We start from the raw sequence: 21,435 nt of genomic DNA, 5'->3' as shown, positions 1-21,435 counted from the left end.
ACCCCATGCCTTCCACTACGTGGGCCGACGCCCAGGGACTCTGCACCTTCGTCGATGCCTCACCGTCGCCGTTCCATGTGTGCGCGACGGTGTCGATGTTGCTGACCGGCAACGGTTTCACCGAGTTGCACGAGACCGACTCGTGGCCCGGCGAGCCCGGCCGGTACTTCCTGGTGCGCGGCGGATCCCTCATCGCATGGAGCACCGAGGGGGTGGGCCGGACGGCGCCGTTCCGCATCGTCGGCGGGCACACCGACAGCCCGAACCTGCGCGTCAAGCAGCACCCCGACCTCTCGTCGGCGGGGTGGCAGCTGGTGGGTCTCGAACCGTACGGCGGCGCGTGGCTCAACTCGTGGCTCGACCGCGACCTGGGCATCTCCGGGCGGCTGAGTGTGCGGGCCGGCAACACGGTGGAGGAGAAGCTCGTCCGCGTCGACGAGCCGATCCTGCGCGTGCCGCAGCTGGCGATCCACCTGTCCGAGGACCGCAAGGGCGTGCACCTCGATCCGCAGCGCCACCTCAACGGCGTGTGGGGCGTGGGTACCGAACGCCGGTCGTTCATCGACTTCGTCGCCGAGCGGGCGGAGGTGCCCGCCGACGCGGTGCTCGGGTGGGAACTGATGACCCACGATCTCGCGCCCAGCGCCCTGGTCGGAACCGAACAGGACCTCGTCAGCGCGCCGCGGCTCGACAACCAGGGCACCTGCTACGCGGGCACCCAGGCGCTGCTGTCGGCGGCCGAACGTCCCGGGGATCAGGTGCCGGTGCTCGCTCTGTTCGACCACGAGGAGGTGGGGAGCATGTCCGATCGGGGCGCGTTCTCCGATCTCCTGAGCACCGTCCTCGAGCGCATCGTCCTCGGCCGCGGCGGCGGTCGCGAAGAATTCCTGCAGACGATGGCCGGGTCGATCTGCGCGTCCGGGGACATGGCGCACGCGACCCACCCGAATTACCCGGACCGGCACGAGCCCGCCCACCACATCGCCGTCAACGGGGGACCGGTGCTCAAGGTCAACCAGAACCTGCGCTACGCCACCGACGCGGCCGGGGCCGGTGCGTTCGCGCTCGCCTGCGACCAGGCCGGTGTGCCGCTGCAGCGGTACGTGCACCGGGCCGATCTGCCGTGCGGTTCGACCATCGGCCCGATCACCGCGTCCAGGACGGGGCTGAGCACCGTCGACGTCGGCGCCGCGCAGCTCGGAATGCATTCCTCGCGGGAGCTGATGGGTGCCCGTGACGTGCGCGCCTATTCCGACGCCCTTGCGGCCTTCCTCACACCGACGGCGTGACGGGGAGGGGCGAGGAGCGCCAGGTCGGTGCCGGAACGAGCCGCCGGATAGACTGACGTACGGCTCGTCGCCACCCGGCTTGCGCCGACCGTGACTCCCGGCTTGCCTCTCTTGACTCCCGTAGGGAAGGGACCCCACCTCCAGTGTCAGCACACCCGGTCGATACCGTCACCGCCGCCACCGCGACCCCCGACGTCGCACAGCCTTTCAAGGAGCTGGGTCTCAAGGACGACGAGTACGCCCGCATCAAGGAGATCCTGGGCCGGCGCCCCACCGAGGCCGAGCTCGCGATGTACTCGGTGATGTGGAGTGAGCACTGCTCCTACAAGTCGTCCAAGGTGCACCTGAGGTACTTCGGTGAGACCACGACCGACGAGATGCGGTCCTCGATGCTCGCGGGCATCGGCGAGAACGCCGGCGTCGTCGACATCGGCGACGGCTGGGCGGTCACGTTCAAGGTCGAGAGCCACAACCACCCCTCCTACGTGGAGCCCTACCAGGGCGCGGCCACCGGCGTCGGCGGCATCGTCCGCGACATCATGGCCATGGGCGCCCGTCCCATCGCGGTGATGGACCAGCTGCGTTTCGGTGCGGCGGACGCCCCCGACACCCGCCGCGTCGTCGACGGTGTGGTGCGCGGCGTCGGCGGCTACGGCAACTCGCTGGGCCTCCCCAACATCGGCGGCGAGACCGTCTTCGACGAGTCGTACGCCGGTAACCCCCTGGTCAACGCCCTCTGTGCCGGCACGATGCGGGTCGAGGACCTGCACCTGGCGTTCGCGTCCGGCGCCGGCAACAAGATCATCCTGTTCGGTGCGCGGACCGGCCTCGACGGCATCGGCGGCGTGTCCGTGCTGGCGTCCGAGACGTTCGACGGCGACGAATCAGGTACCGGCCGGAAGAAGCTACCGGCGGTGCAGGTGGGTGACCCGTTCACCGAGAAGGTGCTCATCGAGTGCTGTCTCGAGCTGTACGCCGCGAAGCTGGTGGTCGGTATCCAGGACCTCGGCGGCGCCGGGCTGTCCTGCGCGACGTCCGAGCTGGCCGCGGCCGGCGACGGCGGCATGCACATCAACCTCGAGCAGGTCCCGATGCGGGCCACCGGCATGACCGCCGCCGAGGTGCTCTCCAGCGAGTCGCAGGAACGCATGTGCGCGGTCGTCACCCCCGAGAACGTCGACGCGTTCATGGAGGTCTGCAAGAAGTGGGACGTCCTGGCCACCGTCATCGGTGAGGTCACCGACGGCGAGCGCCTGACCATCTCCTGGCACGGCGAGACCGTCGTCGACGTGCCGCCGCGCACCGTTGCCCACGAGGGCCCGGTGTACGAGCGCCCCGTGCAGCGTCCCGCGAGCCAGGACGCCCTGGTCGCCAACACCACCGCCGGCCTGACGCGCCCGGAGTCGGCCGACGAGCTGAAGGCGACCCTGCTGAAGATGCTCGCGTCCCCGGCGCTGTGCAGCCGCAAGTGGATCACCGAGCAGTACGACCGCTACGTGCGCGGCAACACCGTCCTGGCCGAGAACGCCGACTCCGGTGTGATCCGCGTCGACGAGAAGACGGGCCGCGGCATCGCGCTCGCCACCGACGCGTCCGGCCGCTACACCGCGCTGGACCCGTACACCGGTGCGCAGTTGGCACTCGCGGAGGCGTTCCGCAACGTCGCCGTCACCGGCGCCACCCCCAAGGCCGTCAGCAACTGCCTGAACTTCGGGTCCCCCGAGGATCCGGGCGTCATGTGGCAGTTCCAGCAGGCCGTCCGCGGTCTGGCGGACGGCTGCGCGAAGCTCGGCATCCCCGTCACCGGCGGCAACGTCAGCTTCTACAACCAGACCGGCTCGACCCCGATCCTGCCCACCCCGGTCGTGGCCGTGCTCGGTGTCATCGACGACGTGCACCGTCGCATCCCCACCGGTCTCGGACTGGAACCGGGCGAGACGCTGATCCTGCTCGGCGACACCCGCGACGAGTTCGACGGGTCCATCTGGTCACAGGTCGAGCACGGCCACCTCGGCGGCGTGCCGCCGAAGGTCGACCTCGAGCGGGAGCAGTTGCTGGCCGACATCCTCCTCGCGGCGTCCCGCGACGGACTGGTGTCGGCGGCGCACGACCTGTCCGAAGGTGGTCTCGCGCAGACCGTAGTCGAGGCGGCGCTGGCCGGGGAGACGGGCTGCCGCATCCTGCTTCCCGACGACGCCGATCCGTTCGTCACCCTGTTCTCCGAGTCGTCGGGCCGCGTGCTCGTCGCGGTCCCGCGCACCGAGGAAACTCGCTTTACCGGTATGTGCACGGCCCGTAATCTGCCGTGGGTGCGCATCGGTGTGGTGGACGAGGGGTCCGATTCCGTCGAGGTCCAGGGCCAGTTCTCGGTCTCGCTGGCCGAGCTGCGCACGACGTTCGAGGGAACTCTGCCGGCATTGTTCGGGTGATGAATGGTCGAATCGGGGGCATTGGAGAGGGTTGACAGGGGGCCGCGGGAACTCTCGCGGCTGGTTGATCCTGCACTCCTCCACGGTCCCCGACTCGACCGGACCTGGCGTTTCCTTCGGCTCGACTTCACCGGCATCGCGTTCGCGACGCTGTTCTTCTGCTGGTCGCTGACGCCGTCGCTGCTGCCCCGCGACTGGCTGTTCCAGGGGCTGATCGGCGGCATCAACGCCGCGATCGGCTACACGGTGGGAACGGCGATCGGCTGGCTGGTCCGCCGCTACTTCCTGCGGCACCGGTCGTGGTGGCCGCTGCCGGAACCGTGGTCCACCGGCCTGCGCGTGCTCGTGACGGTGACGTGCGTGTCGGTGAGTCTCGTGATGCTCGCGTACTCCGCGGCGTGGCAGCGTGAGCTCGCCGCGCTGATGGGGGCGGAGGGCACCACCACCACCGGCTACATCCGCACGGGCGGTCTGAGCCTGCTCGTGGGTGCCGCGATCATCTCCGTGTGGCGGCTGTTGCGCGAACTGGTGCGGTGGATCGCGGCGCGACTCATCCGGCGGTGGCACCTCGCGATCCCGACGGCCACCACCGTCGGCATCCTCATCGTGACGGTGTTGTTCTTCCTGCTCGTCGACGGCGTTCTGATGCGCGGCGTCTACGCCGCCACGAATGCGGCGTTCAGCCTGCAGAATTCGACCACTCGCGACGGCGTCGAGCAGCCGCTCGATCCCGAGAAGTCGGGCAGCCCGGAGTCGCTGGCGCCCTGGGACACCCTCGGGTACGAGGGCCGGAACTTCGTGTCTCGCGGCCTCGACGCCGACGAACTGACGGCGGCCAACGGCACCCCGGCCAAGGATCCGATTCGGGTCTACGCCGGACTCGAGACCGCCGAGGACCCCGACGAACGCATGGACATCGTCATCGACGAACTCGAGCGGACCGGCGCGTTCGCGCGCAAGGTCCTCGTCGTCATCCCCACCACCGGTACGGGCTGGGTCAATCCGACTGCGGCGCAGGCGATCGAGTTGGTCCACAACGGCGACACGGCGCTGGTCGCCGGCCAGTACTCGTTCCTGCCGAGCTGGATCTCGTTCCTCGCCGACCGGGAGAAGGCCGCCGAGGCGGGAAAGATGCTGATCGACCGGGTGCACGAACGGTGGTTGCAGGAACCCGAGGCGACCCGCCCCAAGCTGCTCGTCTACGGCGAAAGTCTCGGCACCCAGGCAGGGGAGGGCGCCTTCGACACGCTGAGCGACATCCGGCAGACCGTCGACGGTGTGCTGTGGGTCGGGCCGCCCAACTCGAACCGGCTGTGGGGGCAGCTGGTTCAGCGCCGCGACCCGGGCACTCCCGAGGTCGACCCCGAGTACTCGGCGGGTCTGGTGGTGCGGTTCGCCGACGACTCCGCCGACATGGTCGAAGACCCGGGGGAGTGGTTGTCGCCGCGCATCCTGTACGTCCAGCATCCGTCCGATCCCGTCGTGTGGTGGTCGCCCGACCTCGCGTTCACCCGGCCCGACTGGTTGAAGGAACCGCCGGGCGACGATCGCTCGCCGTCGATGAAATGGTTTCCGTTCGTGACGTTCTGGCAGGTGTCCGCCGACCTCACGAACGCCGCCGGGGTGCCCGACGGGCACGGCCACAATTACGGAACCCTCGTCCTCGACGGCTGGATCACCGTCGCGCAGCCCGAGGGGTGGACGCCCGCCGACACCGAACGTGTCCGGTCCACCCTCGAATCCCTCGCCGGGACAGAGGGTCCGGAGAAGTGACCAGGCTCGCCTCCGTGGCCGGTGCGGCGGCGGCCGTGCTGTGGAACAACGTGGTGCTGCCCGGTTCGGGGCTCGGCCCGTACGGGCGGGCCGTCGCGGGCGGCGCGCTCGGACTGTCGGTGGTGGGAGTCGCCCGCACCGCAGGGTACGGCGTCGACGAACTCGGGCTGTCCGAGTCGGCGCTCCGGTCCGGGCTGCGGTACGGCGCCGTGGCGTCGGTGATCCCGCTCGCCGGATACGCGATCGCGCTGAGCGTGCCCGCCGCGCGCAGGCGGGTTCCGACCGGCGACCGCGCCACCGATGTCGCCGGCTGGGTGGGGTTCCGGATCCCGGTGGGGACCGTCGCGCACGAGGAACTGCTGTTCCGCGGCGTCCTGTCCGCGATGCTGCGCCGGGGCTGGACACCCACCACGGCGTACGCCCTGCACGCCGTGACGTTCGGGCTGTGGCACGTGCGCGCGGCCCGGATCGCCGGTGACCCGATCGCCGCGAGCGTGCTGCTCACCGGTTCCTCTGCCGTGCTGTTCGAGTGGTTGCGACGGTGCAGCGGCAGCGTCGTAGCCCCTGCACTGCTGCATCTTTCGGTCAACGTCGGCGGGGTGGTGGCCGCCGAAGCCGTGCGGGCCCGCACAGTAGATTGAGCCCATGCCGTCGCGTCGAGCCGTAGATCCCGCCGAACTGAGGGCCGCCGTACTCGAGGTCGGTCCGTGGCTGCGCGGCGACACCGAGGAGAAGCCGTCCCGCACCCAGCTGGCCGCGGCGGTCCGGCTCAGCGCACGGACGCTCGAGCAGGTGGCACCCGGGTCGAGCGTGGAGGTGCGGGTTCCCCCGTTCGTCGCGGTCCAGTGCATCGAGGGTCCCCGGCACACCCGCGGCACCCCGCCCAACGTCGTGGAGACCGATCCGCGGACGTGGCTGCTGCTGGTGACGGGACTGCTGGATTTCGACGGCGCGACGTCCGGCGGCGAGGTGTCGGTGTCGGGGAGTCGTGCAGGGGAGATCGCCCACTGGCTGCCGCTGCTGCGCGTGTAGTAACCCCAGCCACAGCGCCAGGGTGCGCGGCCGGCCGCTCGATCCGGTGTCGGACGCGCACGGCGAGGACCTGATGGATCGTCAGGCGACCCTTCTCCTCGAACCCCAGGGCGCTGGCCGCGAGATACAGCAACCAGGTGCGGGCCCGCGCCCATTCGGCCTGTTCGTGGCTGAGGGTGATCCCGACGACGGACACGTCGTACTTCTCGGCGGCGTGGATCGCCATCGAACCCCACCCGCAGCCCACGCCCCAGCAGTCGCATGCCCGACTGGAGTCCGAGCTTGCGGCAGACGTGTACGGGAAGGGGGATGCCCATCGCACCTTCGAAGCCGCTCAGCAGACGTTCTGCGGCGGTCGGAGCCGTGCTGCGGACGTTCATCGGAACAGCCCCCGCTCTGTGGTTCGAGGATGCTGATCGATACCGAAACCAATCTATTTTCGTCCCGTCGTCCGGGAGTCGGGCCGGTTCGATCGGCACCGTGGGAGAAGCGGCGGCGCGGGGCACGTAGACTGACCTTGCCCCTCACACGCCCATCCCCAGGGAGCACCCCGGTGACCAGAGCCGATCTGTCGGTCCACAGTCCTAATCTTCTCTCTTCGAACCCGTCCGACGAGGACGAGAACGAGCCCCGCGAAGAATGCGGAGTCTTCGGCGTCTGGGCGCCGGGAGAGGATGTGGCGAAACTCACCTACTACGGGCTTTATGCTCTGCAGCACCGTGGTCAGGAAGCGGCGGGCATCGCCGTCGCCGACGGTTCGCAGGTGCTGGTCTTCAAGGACCTCGGGTTGGTCAGCCAGGTGTTCGACGAGCAGACTCTGGCAGCGATGCCGGGCCACGTCGCCGTCGGTCACTGTCGCTACTCCACCACGGGCTCGACCACGTGGGAGAACGCGCAACCGATCTTCCGCACCACCGCGGCGGGCAGCGGCATCGCCCTCGGCCACAACGGCAACCTCGTCAACACGGCGGAACTGGCGCAGCGCGCCCGTGCGGCGGGCCTCGTCAACGACAAGCGCCCCGGCGGCGCCACGTCCGACTCGGACGTGGTCGGCGCCCTCCTCGCGCACGCCGCCGCGGACAGCACCATCGAGCAGGCGGCCATGACGCTGCTGCCGACGCTGCGCGGCGCGTTCTGCCTCACGTTCATGGACGAGCACACGCTCTACGCGGCGCGTGACCCGCACGGCATCCGCCCCCTGTGCCTCGGACGACTGGACCGCGGCTGGGTGGTGGCCAGTGAGACGGCCGCACTCGACATCGTCGGCGCGTCGTTCGTCCGCGACATCGAGCCAGGCGAACTCCTCGCCATCGACGCGGACGGCGTCCGCTCCTCCCGCTTCGCGAACCCCGAGCCCAAGGGCTGCGTGTTCGAGTACGTGTACCTGGCTCGTCCGGACAGTGTCATCGGCGGACGTTCGGTGCACTCGACCCGCGTCGAGATCGGTCGTCGCCTCGCCACCGAGCACCCCGCCGAGGGCGACCTCGTCATCCCGGTCCCCGAATCGGGCACTCCCGCCGCGGTCGGGTACGCGCAGGGGTCGGGCATTCCGTACGGCCAGGGTCTGATGAAGAACGCCTACGTGGGCCGCACCTTCATCCAGCCCTCGCAGACGATCCGCCAGCTCGGTATCCGCCTCAAACTCAACCCGCTGAAGGAAGTCATCCGCGGTAAGCGCCTCGTGGTGGTGGACGATTCGATCGTCCGCGGCAACACCCAGCGCGCGCTCATCCGGATGCTCCGCGAGGCAGGCGCCCTGGAGATCCACGTCCGGATCGCGTCGCCGCCGGTCAAGTGGCCCTGCTTCTACGGCATCGACTTCGCCTCCCCGGCCGAGTTGATCGCCAACGGTGCGGGTGGCGGCGGCGAGCCCGGCAGCTTCGACGAGATGCTCGAAGGGGTGCGCCGCTCCATCGGCGCCGACACCCTCGGTTACATCTCCACCGAAGGCATGATCGCGGCCACCGAGCAGCCGGCGTCGCGACTGTGCGCGGCCTGCTTCGATGGCACGTACCCCATCGCGCTCCCCACGGAGACGTCGATCGGAAAGAACGTTCTCGAGGGAATGCTCGAGAGCGCGGCAGGCGGTCCCGCGACGCGGGAGAACGACAACGCGAACGCCCTCAGTCGGCCGTAGGCCGGTACATCGGGAGCCGGCCGGAGAACGTACTCCGGTACCGTAAGGACGCAATCACAGCACTCGATTGCCCGACCGACACGATTTTGACGAGCAACAGAAGGCTGGAGTAACAACCACATGACCGAGGATCCGACAAGTCGCCCTGGCGCGTCCTACGCCGCCGCAGGAGTGGACATCGCCGCAGGCGATCGGGCGGTGGAACTCTTCGCTCCCTTGGCCAAGCGCGCCAGCCGTCCCGAGGTTCTCGGTGGTCTCGGTGGATTCGCGGGACTGTTCTCGCTCAAGGGTGACTACAAGGAGCCGCTGCTCGCGGCGTCCACGGACGGTGTGGGCACCAAGCTCGCCGTCGCCCAGGCGCTCGACAAGCACGACACCGTGGGTCTCGACCTGGTCGCGATGGTCGTCGACGACCTCGTCGTCTGCGGCGCCGAGCCGCTGTTCCTGCAGGACTACATCGCCGTCGGGCGCGTCGTCCCGGAGCGGGTCGCGGAACTCGTCAGCGGCATCGCCGAAGGCTGCATCCAGGCCGGTTGCGCGCTGCTCGGTGGCGAGACGGCCGAGCATCCCGGTGTGATGGCGGACGGCGACTACGACCTGTCCGCGACCGGTGTCGGTGTGGTCGAGGCCGATCAGGTGCTGGGCCCCGACCGGGTCCGTCCCGGCGACGTCGTGATCGCGATGGGTTCGTCCGGACTGCATTCCAACGGTTACTCGCTGGCCCGTAAGGTGCTGCTCGAGATCGATCACATGAGCCTGACGGCGCACGTCGACGAGTTCGGCCGCACGCTGGGCGAGGAGATGCTCGAGCCCACGAAGATCTACGCCAAGGACTGCCTGGCGCTCGCCGCCGAGACCGACGTGCGCACGTTCTGCCACGTCACCGGTGGTGGACTGGCCAACAACCTCGCGCGGGTCATGCCGAAGGGTCTGGTTGCCGAACTCGACCGCGGCACCTGGAGCCCCGCTCCGATCTTCGCGATGATCGCGCAGCGCGGACGCGTGGAGCGGGCCGAGATGGAGCAGACGTTCAACATGGGCGTCGGCATGGTCGCGATCGTGGCGCCCGAGGACGTCGATCGTGCGCTGGCCGTCCTGACGGCGCGGCACATCGACTGCTGGACGCTGGGCAGCATCAAGAAGTCGCACGACGTGTCCGCCGAGCGCGCGATTCTCGCCGGCGACCACCCGAGGTTCTAGGGTCGGGTGCCGTCTGTCGGAACGGGGCGAGCTAGTGGCCCCGACCGGCTGAAGATGTGGAAATGAGGGGGAGCCGGTACCGGCTCCCCCTCATTTCTGTGTCTTCAGATCTCAGCGCCGCCAGTCGTCGTCGTCCTCCCGGGAGTGACCCTCCCTGTCGGCACGCTGGTCAGCGAAGACCTCGTCCCGATGCGAGTTGGACGACCCACCTGAGAGCTCTCTTTGCAGGCTGTCAAAATCCGTGGTCGGTACGCTGTACTTCAGCTCGCGTGCAACCTTGGTCTGCTTTGCCTTAGCCCGGCCGCGGCCCATGGCTGACCCCCTCGCGCTTTCGCGGGGCGGCCTGGGGAATTTGGCGGCCCCGTTTGAGTGTGTAAGTTCCTGCCCCACACTCTAGCGTGGAAAAGTCCCTCGCGCTTCCATCCACACCCCGAACCGGTGTCTGTTTAGTCTCATCGAGGTCGCGAGCTGCCCCGATGCGGGCATTTCGACTTCAGAAGACTCCCGGAATTGCCCGGACCGTCCCCACCCGGACGCCGCCGCCGAGCACGGGCTGCGATGCGAGGGCGGCCAGGTCCTCGGTCCATTCGGCGCCCATCCGGTGGAGAAGCGCTGCGGCGAGGGGCAACCGGGCCCGTTCGTGACCGTCGTCGATCTTCAGCGCGAACGCCGAGCCGTCGGGGAGCGCGCCCGCGTAGACCCCGTCGGCGCCGGCCTTCGTCATCAGCCCGGGAACGACCGGCATCAGGCGCGCGTCGTCCTTGCCGGTACCCGAGACGAGATACGGGTGCTCGCGGACGGCGTCGGCGACGGCGAGCTCGGGGGAGCCGGGCTCGGCGGTGACGAGCCGCGCGAACGCCCGCGCCAGATGCGTCAGCGACAGCGGGACGATCGGCAGCCCGCATCCGTCGATGCCGAGTTCGGCGTCGACGTCGCCGCTGATCGAGCCGAGCGTCTCGACGACCGCGAGTTGCAGGGGATGCGTCGGCTCCAGGTAACTGTCCAGCGGCCAGTCGTTGGCCAGGCACGTCGCGAGCATCGCCGCGTGCTTGCCGGAGCAATTCATGTACACCGGGCGGGGGAGCTCCCCGGCGGCCAGCAATTCGGCCCGCGCGAGCTCGTTGGAGGGCAGATCCGCGGGGCAGCGGAGCTGATCCTCGTCGAGGCCGTACCGGGCGAGAAGCCGCTCGACGAGTTCGACGTGGTCCGACTCGCCCTCGTGGGATGCGGTCGCGATCGCGAGCTCTTCCGAACTGGTCGGTTCGAAGCCGTTCCGCAGCATCGTCACGGCCTGCCACGGCTTGTTCGACGATCGCGGATAGATCGGTGTGTGCACCTCGCCGAGGGCGAGCGCGATCTCGCCGTCCGCGCTGAGGATCACCGCGGAACCACGGTGGACGCACTCACGGAATCCGGAGCGGACGACCTCGACCAGTTCGATGCTCAATACGTGACCTGCACTTCCAGTCCGGCGATCCGCCGGCGGGCCTTGTCCGCGACGGTCGGAGCGAGGTTCTCCTGCTGTTCGAGCAGCGCCACGAACCGTTCCGGGTCGCGGCCGGTGAACAGATCGCGCACGGTGACGCCGTGCCCGGGCACGTGGATGCGGTGGACGGCGTCGCCAGCGGTTATCGACCCCTCGGTCACCACCCGCAGGTACGCACCCGTGTCGCCGCGTTCGGAGAACCGCTTGACCCACCTCGGCTCGGCGGCCCACACGCCGAACGTGCCGCACGGCGTCCGCGGGCCTGCCACCTCCAGTTCGGTGGTGCCGATCCGCCAGCGCTCGCCGATCACGGCGTCGCTCGCGGCGATGCCGTCCAGGCGGAGGTTCTCGCCGAACCATCCCGGGGGCAGTGCGCGGCCGAGTTCCGTCGCCCAGCGCTGCGCCTCGTCCTCCTGGTACGCGTAGACGGCCTTGAACGGCCCGCCGTGGTATTCGGTGTCGCAGACGCGGTCGCCGGCCAGTCCGGCGGTCGTGACGGACACCGGGCCGTCGACGGGCCGCTTGTCGATCGCCGTGCGGGTCACCCGCCGGGTGCCGCTGTCGCGTTCGGTGTGCAGCACGCAGACGGCCAGCACCTCGCCGGCCGCCGCGGTGGCCCCGCTCATCGGCCCCGGAGCCGGTCGACGGCGGCGCGGCCGGCCTGGACCGCGTCGTCCGCGGGCACCGAGTCGGGGTCGATGGACGCGGCGCAGGAGCCGACCACCAATTCGGTGTCGGTGGGGATGGACCGTTTGACGAGGGCCAGCGCGATGGGGCCGAGTTCGTGATGGTCGATCACCGTGCCGATCCGTCCGACCGCGCGGCCGCCCGCCGTCACCGGGTCACCGGGTTCCGGCCTGCCCTCGGCGCTGCCGTCGAGGTGCAGCAGGACCAGGTGTCGCGGCGGCTTGCCGAGGTTGTGGACGCGGGCGACCGTCTCCTGACCGCGGTAGCAGCCCTTCTCGAGGTGGACGGCGCCGTGCTCGGCGGGACCGCCGATCCAGCGGACCTCGTGCGGGATGGTGCGGTCGTCGGTGTCGAGCCCGATCCGCGGACGCACGGCGGCCACCCGGAGGGCCTCGAACGCCCACGTTCCGGCGGGGGCGGCGCCGGCGGCGGTGAGCCGGCCCCACCACGTCGCGAGTCCTTCCCGCGGGACCAGCAGGTCGAAGGAGTCGGCGGTCGGCCACGGCATGCGGCGGACGAAACCGCCCCCGGCCACCACGGCCGCGGCGTACGGCTCGGCGGGCACGGCGACCCCGGCGGCGTCGAGGACCGCCGCGGCGTCGGGGCCGATCACACTGAGGACGGCGAGTTCGTTGCCGTCGCGGGGCTCGGCCTTGGACCAGAACACCATCTTGGTGAGGAACGAGAGAAGGTCGGATCCGCGGTCGGCTTCGGTGTCGATCCAGGTGACGCCGTCGAGGTCGGTCTGGACGAAGTGGTGTTCGACGCGGCCGTTGACGTCGAGGCTGAGGTTCTCGGCGCTCGAGCCGTCGGGGAGTGCGGCGACGTGCTGGCTGGAGATGGTGTGCAGCCAGGTGAGTCGTTCGGGTCCGCTGATCGCGATGACGAACCGGTGGGAGCGGTCGACGACCACCGCGGAACGCTCGGCGCTGCGTTGTTCGCCGAGCGGATCGCCGTGGTGCCAGGCGACGCCGGCGTCGGGGGAGCCTTCGGGCGCAGGGACCGCGCCCGGGGCCGTGACGAGTGGACTGGGTGAGACGGGCAGTTTGTCGACCACGGACCCAGTCTAGGGACCATGGACCTCGGGTGGCGGTCAGCAGGGTCGATAGGCTGGGTCTCATGTCTGATCGAGTGCTGGTGACGCTGGACCACGAGGTGCGCGACGCGGATGCCCCGCTGCTGCACGCGGACGATCTGGCGGTGGTGCGCGGCGACGGTGTCTTCGAGACGCTGTTGGTGCGCGGCGGTCGCGCACTGAAGGTGGAGCCGCACCTCACTCGACTGGTCGCGTCGGCGCGGGCCCTCGGTCTGCCGGTGCAGGACCTGGACGACTGGCGGCTGGCGCTGGAGTTGGCCGTCGAGGAGTGGGGGTCCGAGCGGGAGGGCGCGATGCGCCTCGTGCTCAGCCGCGGCCGGGAGTCCGGTGGCGACGCGACTGCATTCGTCACCGTCGGGCCGGTCTCCGATCGGATCCTGGACGCGCGCCGCGACGGGGTGTCGGTGCTCACACTGGCCCGGGGCTATTCGGTGGATCTGTCGGCGAGCGCGCCGTGGCAGCTGCTCGGGGCGAAGACCTTGTCGTATGCCACGAACATGGCCGCCCTGCGGTACGCGGCCACGTTCGGGGCCGACGATGTGATCTTCGTCAGTAGTGAGGGCAATGTGTTGGAAGGGCCACGTTCCACGGTGGTCATCGCCCGCGAGAAGACGCTCCTCACGCCGCCGCCGGAGCACGGAATTCTGCCGGGCACCACGCAGCAGGCCCTCTACGAGGTGGCGTCCGGCAAGGGGTTCCGCTGCGAGTACGCCGCACTGCGCCCGGCGGATCTCATTACGGCGGAAGGTGTTTGGCTCATCTCCAGCATCACCATGGCCGCGCGGGTGCGCAAGATCGACGGCCTCGCCCTGCCGGACGCGCCCCTCGCCGACGAGATCGTGGAGCTGGTCGACCTCGCGGTCGAGACGTCGGGTGCCGAGTCCGCGGAGGCTTGACAGGTCTACTACATTTCGTAGTAGCAAAGTCCTGCGGGGGAAACGACCCCGCAGTACGTTGTTTTCAAGGGTCGGGCGGAAGCCCACGCTCCGGCCCTGAAGCCTGTCCTACGGGCCCAGTTTCGGAGTAGCCATGGATGCCTTGGATGTCTCCCGGTGGCAGTTCGGCATAACCACCGTCTATCACTTCATCCTCGTACCGCTGACGATCGGGCTCGCCCCGCTGATCGCCGTCATGCAGACGATGTGGGTGGTCACCGGAAAGGACCACTGGTATCGGCTCACCAAGTTCTTCGGGAAACTCTTCCTGATCAACTTCGCGCTCGGCGTCGCCACCGGCATCGTGCAGGAGTTCCAGTTCGGCATGAACTGGAGCGAGTACTCACGCTTCGTCGGCGACGTGTTCGGCGCGCCCCTCGCCCTCGAGGGACTGGTGGCGTTCTTCCTCGAGTCGACGTTCCTCGGACTCTGGATCTTCGGCTGGGGCAGGCTGCCCAAGCTCGTCCACCTGGCCACCATCTGGCTCGTCGCGATCGGTGTCAACGCGTCCGCGTACTTCATCATCACCGCGAACTCGTTCATGCAGCACCCGGTGGGGGCCGTCTACAACCCCGAGACCGGGCGCGCGGAACTCACCAGCATCTGGGAACTGCTCACCAACAACACCGCCCTCGCGGCCTTCCCTCACGTCGTCGCCGGAGCATTCCTCACGGCGGGCACGTTCGTGGCAGGCGTCGGCGGCTGGTGGATGGTGCGCAGCATGCGCAGGTCGAAGGAAGCCACCGAACCGGAGGTCGCGAAGAAGCACGAGGAGACCGCCAGGACGATGTTCCGTCCGGTCACGATCCTCGCGCTGTGGGTGATGGTCGCCGCGGGTGTCGGACTCGCGATCACCGGCGACATCCAGGGCAAGCTGATGTTCGAACAGCAACCCATGAAGATGGCGTCGGCCGAATCGCTGTGCCACACCGAAACCGGCGCCGACTTCTCGATCCTCACCGTCGGCACCCAGAACAACTGCGACAGCATCACCCAGCTCATCAAGATCCCCGGGCTCACCTCGTTCCTCGCGGACGGCAGCTTCGACTCCACCGTCGAGGGCGTCACCGAGATCCAGGCCCGCTACGAGGAGATGTACGGGCCGGGCAACTACAAGCCCAACCTGTTCGTCACCTACTGGACGTTCCGCGCAATGATCGGCTGGGCGGCCGGGTCGGCGCTGCTTGCCGTCGTCGGCCTGTGGATGACCCGCGGCGGCCGCGTCCCGGACAAGAAGTGGTTCGGCTGGCTGTCGATCGCGGTCATCCCGACGCCGTTCCTCGGCAACAGCGCGGGCTGGGTGTTCACCGAGATGGGCCGCCAACCGTGGGTCGTGGCACCCAACCCGACCGGGGTCGACATGATCAGACTGACTGTCGACCAGGGCGTCTCGAATCACTCCCCGTGGACCGTCTGGGTCTCGCTCATCACGTTCACCGTGGTCTACGGGTCGCTGGCGGTCGTGTGGTTCACGCTGATCCGCCGATACACGGTGGAGGGACCGCTCGAACACGACGCGCATCCACCGGGTGACGACCACGACGAGCCCGAAGAACCGGGCCGGCCCGAGCAACTCTCGTTCGCGTACTAGGGGAGACGGTCATGGGACTTCAAGAAGTGTGGTTCATCCTGATCGCGGTGCTCTTCATCGGGTACTTCGTCCTCGAGGGATTCGATTTCGGTGTCGGCATGCTGATGCCGGTGCTCGGCAGGCGCAAGGACCCGAACGGGGACACCCGACGGCGGGTGGTGCTCAACACGATCGGCCCCGTGTGGGACGGCAACGAGGTGTGGCTGATCACCGGCGGCGGCGCGTTGTTCGCGGCGTTTCCCGAGTGGTACGCCACCTTGTTCTCCGGTTTCTATCTGCCGCTGCTGATCATCCTCGTCGCGCTGATCGTCCGGATCTGCGCCATCGAGTACCGCGGCAAGATCGACGACGACACCTGGCGCCGACGGTGCGACTGGGGCATCGTCTTCGGATCCTGGGTGCCTGCGGTGCTGTGGGGTGTCGCGTTCGCGAACATCGTGCGCGGCGTCGACATCGACGCCGACAAGCAGGTCACCTCCACCCTCTTCGATCTGCTCAATCCGTATGCGCTGCTGGGCGGTCTGACGACCGCGCTCGTGTTCGCCCTGCACGGCGCGGTGTTCCTCGCCCTGAAGACGGCCGACGAGGTCCGCACGGACGCCGTCGAACTGGCGTCGCGGCTGGCAATCCCGGCCGTTCCGGTGGCAGGCGCGTTCGTGCTGTGGACGCAGTTGGCGCACGGCAAGGGCTGGACGTGGATCCTCGTCGCGATCGCCGCCGCCGCACTCCTGGGCGTGGTCGCGCTCACCCGCGCCGAACGTGAGGGCTGGGCGTTCGCGCTCACGTCGATCGCGGTGATCGCCACCGTGGCCCTGCTGTTCGGCTCGCTGTTCCCCAACGTCATGCCGTCCACACTGGACGCCGCGTACAGCCTCACCATCGACAACGCGTCGTCGAGTCCGTACACGCTGAAGGTGATGACGTGGGCCGCCGCGTTCCTCACCCCGGTGGTGCTGATCTACCAGGGCTGGACGTACTGGGTGTTCCGTCAACGGATCTCGACCAAGCACATCCCGCCGTCGATCGGTCTCCCGCTCGAGCGCAGATGAGCACAGCGGTCGGCGACGCACCCCGCCCCGCCGGGGAGCGAGGTTCCCGGCGCCCCGTCGATCCCCGCCTGTGGCGGTACTCCGCGGCGGCCCGCGGGTATCTCGTCCTCACGGTCGGGCTGTCGATCGTCAACGTCGCGATGGTCATCGTGTCGGCGCTCATGATCGGCCGTGTGCTCGGTGGCGTCATCGTCGACGACGCCACCGACCTCGGGCGGTGGTCCACCGAACTGACGGTCCTCGCGGCCGCGGTGGGGATCCGCGTCCTCGGCACCTGGATCCAGTCCCGGTTCGCGCACCGGTCCGCCACGCGGGTCGTGGCGGAACTGAAGGGCGAGGTGCTCGGCGTCGCCACACGCCTGCGGCCGCGCGCACTCGATCCGCGGCGGGACGAGATCGCGACCGTGCTCACCCGCGGCATCGACGGACTCGTGCCGTACCTCACCGGGTACCTCCCCGCCCTGGTCCTCGCGGGAACGCTCACGCCGGCGACGTTGGCGGTCATCGCATTCCAGGATCTGACGTCGGCGGCCATCATCTTCGTGACTCTGCCGCTCATCCCGGTCTTCATGATCCTCATCGGCCTGCTCACCAGGGGCAAGGCCGCCAAGACGCTGACCGCGATGACCACACTGTCCTCCCAACTGCTCGACCTCCTCGCCGGACTGCCCACACTCCGCGCGCTGGGCCGCGAACAGGGGCCCGCGACGCGGGTGCGCGAACTCGGCGACGCCCACCGCCGGACCACGATGTCGGCGCTGCGGGTGGCGTTCCTCTCGTCGATGGTGCTGGAACTGCTGGCCACCCTGTGCGTCGCGCTCGTCGCCGTGAGCATCGGACTGCGGCTCGTCTACGGGGGCATGGGACTCGAGGCGGGGATCGTGGCACTGATCCTCGCCCCCGAGGTGTACCTCCCGCTGCGGATGGTCGGCACCCAGTTCCACGCCGCCGAGGACGGGATGGCCGCCGCGAGTAGCGCCTTCGCCGTCATCGATGCCGACGAGCCGGATTCGGACGAGCCGGTCGATTCTGACGGTGGGGTGGTGGACGCCACCGGGGCGCGTCTCGAATTCGACGACGTGGACGTCGCATCGCGCCGCGGCCGGGCGCCGCGCGGACTGTCCGGGACCCTCGAACCCGGCGCGGTGACCGTGCTGACCGGACCCAACGGCGCCGGGAAATCGACTGCGGTGCATGCACTCCTCGGCCTCGTCGCACCCGAGGGCGGACAGGTGCGGGTGGCGGGTGTCCCCGTGAGTTCGCTCGACCGGTCCGCGTGGTGGGCGCAGGTGGCGTGGCTGCCGCAGCACCCCGTCCTCGTTCCCGGCACCCTGGACGAGAACCTCCGGCTCATCGGCGACGTCGTCGACCTCGAACAGGCCTGCACGGCTACGGGTTTCGATCAGGTCCTCGCCGAACTCCCCGACGGCTGGAACACGCGCGTCGGATCCGGGGGAACGGGACTGTCGCTCGGACAGCGGCAGCGGCTCGCGCTGACCCGGGTGCTGGCCACCCGGCGTCCGGTCCTGGTGCTCGACGAACCCACCGCACACCTCGACGACGCATCGGAGCGGACCGTGCTCGATTCCCTGCGCGGCCTGGCCGCCGCCGGCCGGACGGTCGTGGTGGTGGGGCACCGGCCGACCGTGCTCGCGGCCGCCGACCGGGTGATCGAGGTGAGCGCCGATGTCGCGTGACCCGCTGCTCCGGGCGCTGCCGCTTCTCGACCTGAAACCGGGACGGGTGGCGCGGGCCGTCGCCGCCGGAGTCGCCACCCTGGGCAGTGCCCTCGCGCTGGCGGCGCTGTCGGCCTGGTTGATCACGAGGGCATGGCAGATGCCGCCCGTCCTGGACCTCAGCGTGGCCGTCGTGGCGGTGCGGGCCCTGGGCATCTCCCGCGGCGTCTTCCGCTACCTCGAGCGGCTGGCCACCCACGACACCGCCCTGCGTGGCACCACGTCCGCCCGCACCCGGCTGTACCAGCGGCTCGCCGACGGTAACCCCGCGGCCGCGGCCGGACTGCGCCGTGGCGAACTCCTCGCGCGCACCGGTGCCGACGTCGACACCCTCGGTGACGTCGTGGTCCGCGCGCTCGTTCCGATCGCCGTGGCCGTCGTCCTGGCCGTGGCCGCCGTCGGCATCCTCGCGGTGATCTCGCCGGCCGCGGCGCTCGTGCTCGCAGTGGCGCTCGCGGTGTCGGGGGTCGCGGCGCCCTGGTTGTCCGCGCGGGCCGCCCGCCTCGCCGAGACGTCCGGAGCGCAGGCGCGCGCCCGGTTCAGCGCGGACGCCGTCACAGCCCTCGATCACGCCGCGGAACTGCGCGTCGCGGGTCGCCTCGACCGCGCCGTGTCGCGGGCCGTCGATGCCGAGCACGCCGCGGTCTCGGCCACCGACCGCGCCGCCGCACCCAGCGCGTTCGCGGACGCCGCCACACCGCTGGCAGTGGGGGTGAGCGTGATCGCGTCGCTGCTCATCGGCATGGACCTGTACTCGTCGGGGACCATGCGCCCGATGGCGATGGGCATCCTCGTGCTTCTGCCGCTGTCCGCGTTCGAGGCCACCGCGGCACTGCCCGCCGCAGCGGTCGCGCTGACCCGCGCCCGCATCGCGTCCCGCCGCATCCTCGCCGTGCTCGACGCCGCAGTCGCGGATCCGCACCCCGGAGACCGGGACCTCGACGGACCGGCGGAAGTGGTCGCGAAGGACCTGCGGTGCGGCTGGCCCGGCGGGCAGATCACCGCCCCGCTCGACCTCGACCTGCGGCCGGGTGCCCGGGTCGCGATCGTCGGGGGCAGCGGGTCGGGGAAGACGACCACCCTGATGACTCTCGCCGGGTTGCTGCCACCCGTCTCGGGGACGGTCCGGGTCGACGGCGTCGACCTCCACCAAATCAAGTCCGAGGCGGTGCGCCGGAACGTCGGGTTCTTCGCGGAGGACGCGCACCTCTTCGATACGTCGGTGCTCGAGAATCTGCGCGTCGCGCGCGGCGACCTGGATGCCGAGGCGGCGGTGACCGTCCTGGAGTCCGTCGGGCTCGGGGGATGGGTGGCGGGGCTTCCAGAGGGAGTGCACACGACCCTCGCCGGCGGTGCCAGAGCGGTGTCCGGCGGGCAGCGTCGCCGGCTGCTCCTCGCCAGGGCGTTGCTGTCGCCCGACCGGGTGCTGTTGCTGGACGAACCGACCGAACACCTCGACGCCGACGCGGGCGCCGACCTGCTGCGGAGACTGCTCGCACGCGACGGCGGATTGGTGTCTGCGCAGCGCACGGTCGTGGTGGTCACCCACCAGCTTCCGCAGGATACCAGCGCTGACCTGGTGATACGGGTGGAGAAAGCTGAGAGCGAAAATGCGTTGCCGACTCCGTGAGTGCGGCGTACGTTCTTGTGTACACGAGGAAGGAGGTGGTCTGAAATTGAATGACAGACGGACACGTGAGGTGGCTGCCAGCTAGCCGCTACCGCTGACGGAATTCACTGACCGCGCGAGCGGCGAGCGAATCCCAGGCAGCTACCCGGCCCCCGAGCCCCCGGTCTGGTCCAAGATCGGGACCGGTGCACAAGCACCGGAAGGCTCGGGGGCCGTTGTGCGCTTCGCGCCCGTGAGTACTTGTTAACCGCCCGACGTTAATAAGTACTCACGGCAGCGCGGGCACGGGTTCGACCCACTCCAGCCGCCCCGCTCGAGCACCGTGCGCACCTCGGCCGCGACCTCACACGAGCGTTGCGTCACCTCCTCCCAGCCGTACACCAGCGCCGCCTTCCCCGCGAGTTCCGCCGCGTTGCCGCGACGCCGGTCGCGCAGCGCCACCGACCGCGACGAGTGGTACCGCAGCCCGTCCAGCCGCACAAGGAGCGGAACACCGCTGTCCGAGTAGTCCACGTCCTCGTACAAAGTCTTCCCGTCGACGAGCACAGGCGACTGTCGCCGGGCGGCCGGCAGTCCGTGGGCGAGTTCGACGTCGACGGCGTACCGGTGCTCCAGAATCGACTGGACTCCGCTGGAGACGAATGTCAGCGCGTCGGTCAGTGCCCTGCGGTATCTGCGCGGCGGACGCTGCTCGATCCGTCGAAGGAGCGTGTGGACCGACACACTGGTGCCGGTGACCGCCGACACGACGACCCGCGCGGCCGCCGGCGCCGACGGCTCCTCGACGGCCAGATCGACGACGGTGTCGGCCAGGGACGTTCGCGGCAGGAGCGTCGGGACGAGGATGTGGGCGTGCGCCCGGGAGCGGTGCACCACGACCCCCGGGTGGAGAAGATCGCCCTCGCGCGGAACGGGACGGTCGGATCGCCGGCCGACCTTGCGATACGTCGGCCCCTGGTGCTCCGCAGACAATCCGTAGGGCACGGTGACGTGGATCGGACCCTCGGGATCGACACGCACCAGCGACCACTCCTCGGCCGCGGTCCGGTGGCTGAGAATCGCGCGGGGACCACCGAACAGCAGCGCCGCCCACAGCATCATCGGCCGATCGAGGGGACCGTTGGTGACGGCGTAGACGCCGTGCAGAACCGCCGACCATTGGCCGGACTCCACCATGTGCTGGATCTGCCGGGTGGAGATGCCCAGCCCGCGCAGTTGCCGGGCCGTGACGAGGCCGTGCTGGTGGTCGAGGACTGTTTGGAATTCGGGCTTGAAGTCGATCGTCGCAGGTGTCATGGACGCGACGGTGCGCACGCCGGCCGACAGGATTCGCCCGAGAAGGGCCGATTTCAACTGGCCTGTGGA

Annotated in this window: 17 protein-coding genes and 1 pseudogene; 12 read left to right on the top strand and 6 right to left on the bottom strand. The window is 69.7% G+C overall.

What is annotated here, in order from left to right; all coding sequences use genetic code 11:
- Positions 1–5 precede the first annotated feature (5 nt).
- From BLV94_RS20605 to BLV94_RS20585, 5 genes are all read left to right on the top strand, one after another.
- A complete protein-coding gene (locus BLV94_RS20605; protein ID WP_072943016.1) occupies positions 6–1,289 on the top strand; it encodes a M18 family aminopeptidase in 1,284 nt (427 codons plus the stop codon).
- Between the two features lie 143 nt (positions 1,290–1,432).
- Positions 1,433–3,718, top strand: a complete 2,286-nt coding sequence (purL, locus tag BLV94_RS20600) for a phosphoribosylformylglycinamidine synthase subunit PurL (protein ID WP_072943018.1) — start codon at positions 1,433–1,435, stop codon at positions 3,716–3,718.
- A 3-nt stretch (positions 3,719–3,721) separates the two neighbouring features.
- Positions 3,722–5,491: an alpha/beta hydrolase gene (locus tag BLV94_RS20595; protein WP_072943020.1), complete on the top strand. Its 1,770-nt coding sequence runs from the start codon at positions 3,722–3,724 to the stop codon at positions 5,489–5,491.
- A complete protein-coding gene (locus tag BLV94_RS20590; protein WP_072943022.1) occupies positions 5,488–6,132 on the top strand; it encodes a CPBP family intramembrane glutamic endopeptidase in 645 nt (214 codons plus the stop codon). Before BLV94_RS20595 ends, BLV94_RS20590 begins: the two co-directional genes overlap by 4 nt.
- 4 nt (positions 6,133–6,136) lie before the next feature.
- Complete coding sequence (locus BLV94_RS20585; RefSeq protein ID WP_072943024.1) at positions 6,137–6,523, top strand: sterol carrier family protein; 387 nt, start codon at positions 6,137–6,139, stop codon at positions 6,521–6,523.
- Between the two features lie 139 nt (positions 6,524–6,662).
- On the opposite strand, the pseudogene BLV94_RS52320 reads toward BLV94_RS20585, so the two are convergent.
- Positions 6,663–6,816 (bottom strand): annotated as a pseudogene (locus BLV94_RS52320) (class I SAM-dependent methyltransferase); the annotation flags it as partial.
- 260 nt (positions 6,817–7,076) lie between these two features.
- On the opposite strand from BLV94_RS52320, the gene purF reads away from it, so the two are divergent.
- Together purF and purM are read left to right on the top strand one after the other, a co-directional pair.
- Positions 7,077–8,660 carry an amidophosphoribosyltransferase gene (purF, locus tag BLV94_RS20575; RefSeq protein WP_072943026.1) on the top strand — a complete coding sequence of 528 codons (1,584 nt, stop codon included), beginning with the start codon at positions 7,077–7,079 and terminating at the stop codon, positions 8,658–8,660.
- 120 nt (positions 8,661–8,780) lie between these two features.
- The gene (gene purM / locus BLV94_RS20570; protein WP_005244377.1) at positions 8,781–9,860 is read left to right on the top strand and encodes a phosphoribosylformylglycinamidine cyclo-ligase; all 1,080 of its coding nucleotides are present in this window, start codon (positions 8,781–8,783) and stop codon (positions 9,858–9,860) included.
- 111 nt (positions 9,861–9,971) lie between these two features.
- Here purM and BLV94_RS20565 read toward each other — a convergent pair whose 3' ends face one another.
- From BLV94_RS20565 to ygfZ, 4 genes are all read right to left on the bottom strand, one after another.
- Positions 9,972–10,172 (bottom strand): DUF3073 domain-containing protein, encoded by a 201-nt coding sequence (locus BLV94_RS20565; RefSeq protein ID WP_005244376.1) that lies wholly within the window; start codon positions 10,170–10,172, stop codon positions 9,972–9,974.
- A 181-nt stretch (positions 10,173–10,353) separates the two neighbouring features.
- Entirely contained in the window at positions 10,354–11,307 is a 954-nt protein-coding gene (locus BLV94_RS20560; RefSeq protein WP_072943028.1) for an asparaginase, read from the bottom strand.
- On the bottom strand, positions 11,304–11,972 hold the full coding sequence (locus BLV94_RS20555; RefSeq protein ID WP_072943029.1) for an MOSC domain-containing protein: 669 nt from the start codon (positions 11,970–11,972) through the stop codon (positions 11,304–11,306). Before BLV94_RS20555 ends, BLV94_RS20560 begins: the two co-directional genes overlap by 4 nt.
- Positions 11,969–13,090, bottom strand: a complete 1,122-nt coding sequence (ygfZ, locus tag BLV94_RS20550; protein WP_072943031.1) for a CAF17-like 4Fe-4S cluster assembly/insertion protein YgfZ — start codon at positions 13,088–13,090, stop codon at positions 11,969–11,971. Before ygfZ ends, BLV94_RS20555 begins: the two co-directional genes overlap by 4 nt.
- Before the next feature lie 62 nt (positions 13,091–13,152).
- Here ygfZ and BLV94_RS20545 point away from each other — a divergent pair, with 62 nt between their 5' ends.
- The 5 genes from BLV94_RS20545 to cydC all read left to right on the top strand — a co-directional run bounded on the left by BLV94_RS20545 (position 13,153) and on the right by cydC (position 20,070).
- Positions 13,153–14,025, top strand: a complete 873-nt coding sequence (locus tag BLV94_RS20545; protein WP_072943033.1) for an aminodeoxychorismate lyase — start codon at positions 13,153–13,155, stop codon at positions 14,023–14,025.
- Positions 14,026–14,158: 133 nt separating this feature from the next.
- Positions 14,159–15,655 (top strand): cytochrome ubiquinol oxidase subunit I, encoded by a 1,497-nt coding sequence (locus tag BLV94_RS20540; protein ID WP_072943035.1) that lies wholly within the window; start codon positions 14,159–14,161, stop codon positions 15,653–15,655.
- 11 nt (positions 15,656–15,666) lie between these two features.
- Positions 15,667–16,704, top strand: a complete 1,038-nt coding sequence (gene cydB / locus BLV94_RS20535; protein WP_072943036.1) for a cytochrome d ubiquinol oxidase subunit II — start codon at positions 15,667–15,669, stop codon at positions 16,702–16,704.
- The gene (gene cydD / locus BLV94_RS20530; protein WP_072943038.1) at positions 16,701–18,401 is read left to right on the top strand and encodes a thiol reductant ABC exporter subunit CydD; all 1,701 of its coding nucleotides are present in this window, start codon (positions 16,701–16,703) and stop codon (positions 18,399–18,401) included. Before cydB ends, cydD begins: the two co-directional genes overlap by 4 nt.
- The gene (gene cydC, locus BLV94_RS20525) at positions 18,391–20,070 is read left to right on the top strand and encodes a thiol reductant ABC exporter subunit CydC (RefSeq protein WP_072943040.1); all 1,680 of its coding nucleotides are present in this window, start codon (positions 18,391–18,393) and stop codon (positions 20,068–20,070) included. Before cydD ends, cydC begins: the two co-directional genes overlap by 11 nt.
- Before the next feature lie 243 nt (positions 20,071–20,313).
- Here the strand turns inward: cydC and BLV94_RS20520 are convergent, their stop codons facing one another.
- Positions 20,314–21,423 carry a type IV toxin-antitoxin system AbiEi family antitoxin domain-containing protein gene (locus tag BLV94_RS20520; RefSeq protein ID WP_072943042.1) on the bottom strand — a complete coding sequence of 370 codons (1,110 nt, stop codon included), beginning with the start codon at positions 21,421–21,423 and terminating at the stop codon, positions 20,314–20,316.
- Positions 21,424–21,435 lie beyond the last annotated feature (12 nt).

It is taken from the genome of Rhodococcus koreensis, from assembly GCF_900105905.1.
Classification (GTDB): domain Bacteria; phylum Actinomycetota; class Actinomycetes; order Mycobacteriales; family Mycobacteriaceae; genus Rhodococcus_F; species Rhodococcus_F koreensis.
The sequence above is the reverse complement of the archived record's forward strand: the minus strand, read 5'-3'. Positions and strand labels throughout refer to the sequence as shown.

Coding starts and splice junctions, on each gene's coding strand:
- BLV94_RS20605 (WP_072943016.1), top strand. CDS start 6: ATGCCTTCCACTACGTGGGCCGACGCCCAGGGACTCTGCACCTTCGTC.
- BLV94_RS20585 (WP_072943024.1), top strand. CDS start 6,137: ATGCCGTCGCGTCGAGCCGTAGATCCCGCCGAACTGAGGGCCGCCGTA.
- purM (WP_005244377.1), top strand. CDS start 8,781: ATGACCGAGGATCCGACAAGTCGCCCTGGCGCGTCCTACGCCGCCGCA.
- cydC (WP_072943040.1), top strand. CDS start 18,391: ATGTCGCGTGACCCGCTGCTCCGGGCGCTGCCGCTTCTCGACCTGAAA.
- cydD (WP_072943038.1), top strand. CDS start 16,701: ATGAGCACAGCGGTCGGCGACGCACCCCGCCCCGCCGGGGAGCGAGGT.
- BLV94_RS20540 (WP_072943035.1), top strand. CDS start 14,159: ATGGATGCCTTGGATGTCTCCCGGTGGCAGTTCGGCATAACCACCGTC.
- BLV94_RS20555 (WP_072943029.1), bottom strand. CDS start 11,972: ATGAGCGGGGCCACCGCGGCGGCCGGCGAGGTGCTGGCCGTCTGCGTG.
- BLV94_RS20545 (WP_072943033.1), top strand. CDS start 13,153: ATGTCTGATCGAGTGCTGGTGACGCTGGACCACGAGGTGCGCGACGCG.
- cydB (WP_072943036.1), top strand. CDS start 15,667: ATGGGACTTCAAGAAGTGTGGTTCATCCTGATCGCGGTGCTCTTCATC.
- BLV94_RS20595 (WP_072943020.1), top strand. CDS start 3,722: ATGGTCGAATCGGGGGCATTGGAGAGGGTTGACAGGGGGCCGCGGGAA.
- BLV94_RS20565 (WP_005244376.1), bottom strand. CDS start 10,172: ATGGGCCGCGGCCGGGCTAAGGCAAAGCAGACCAAGGTTGCACGCGAG.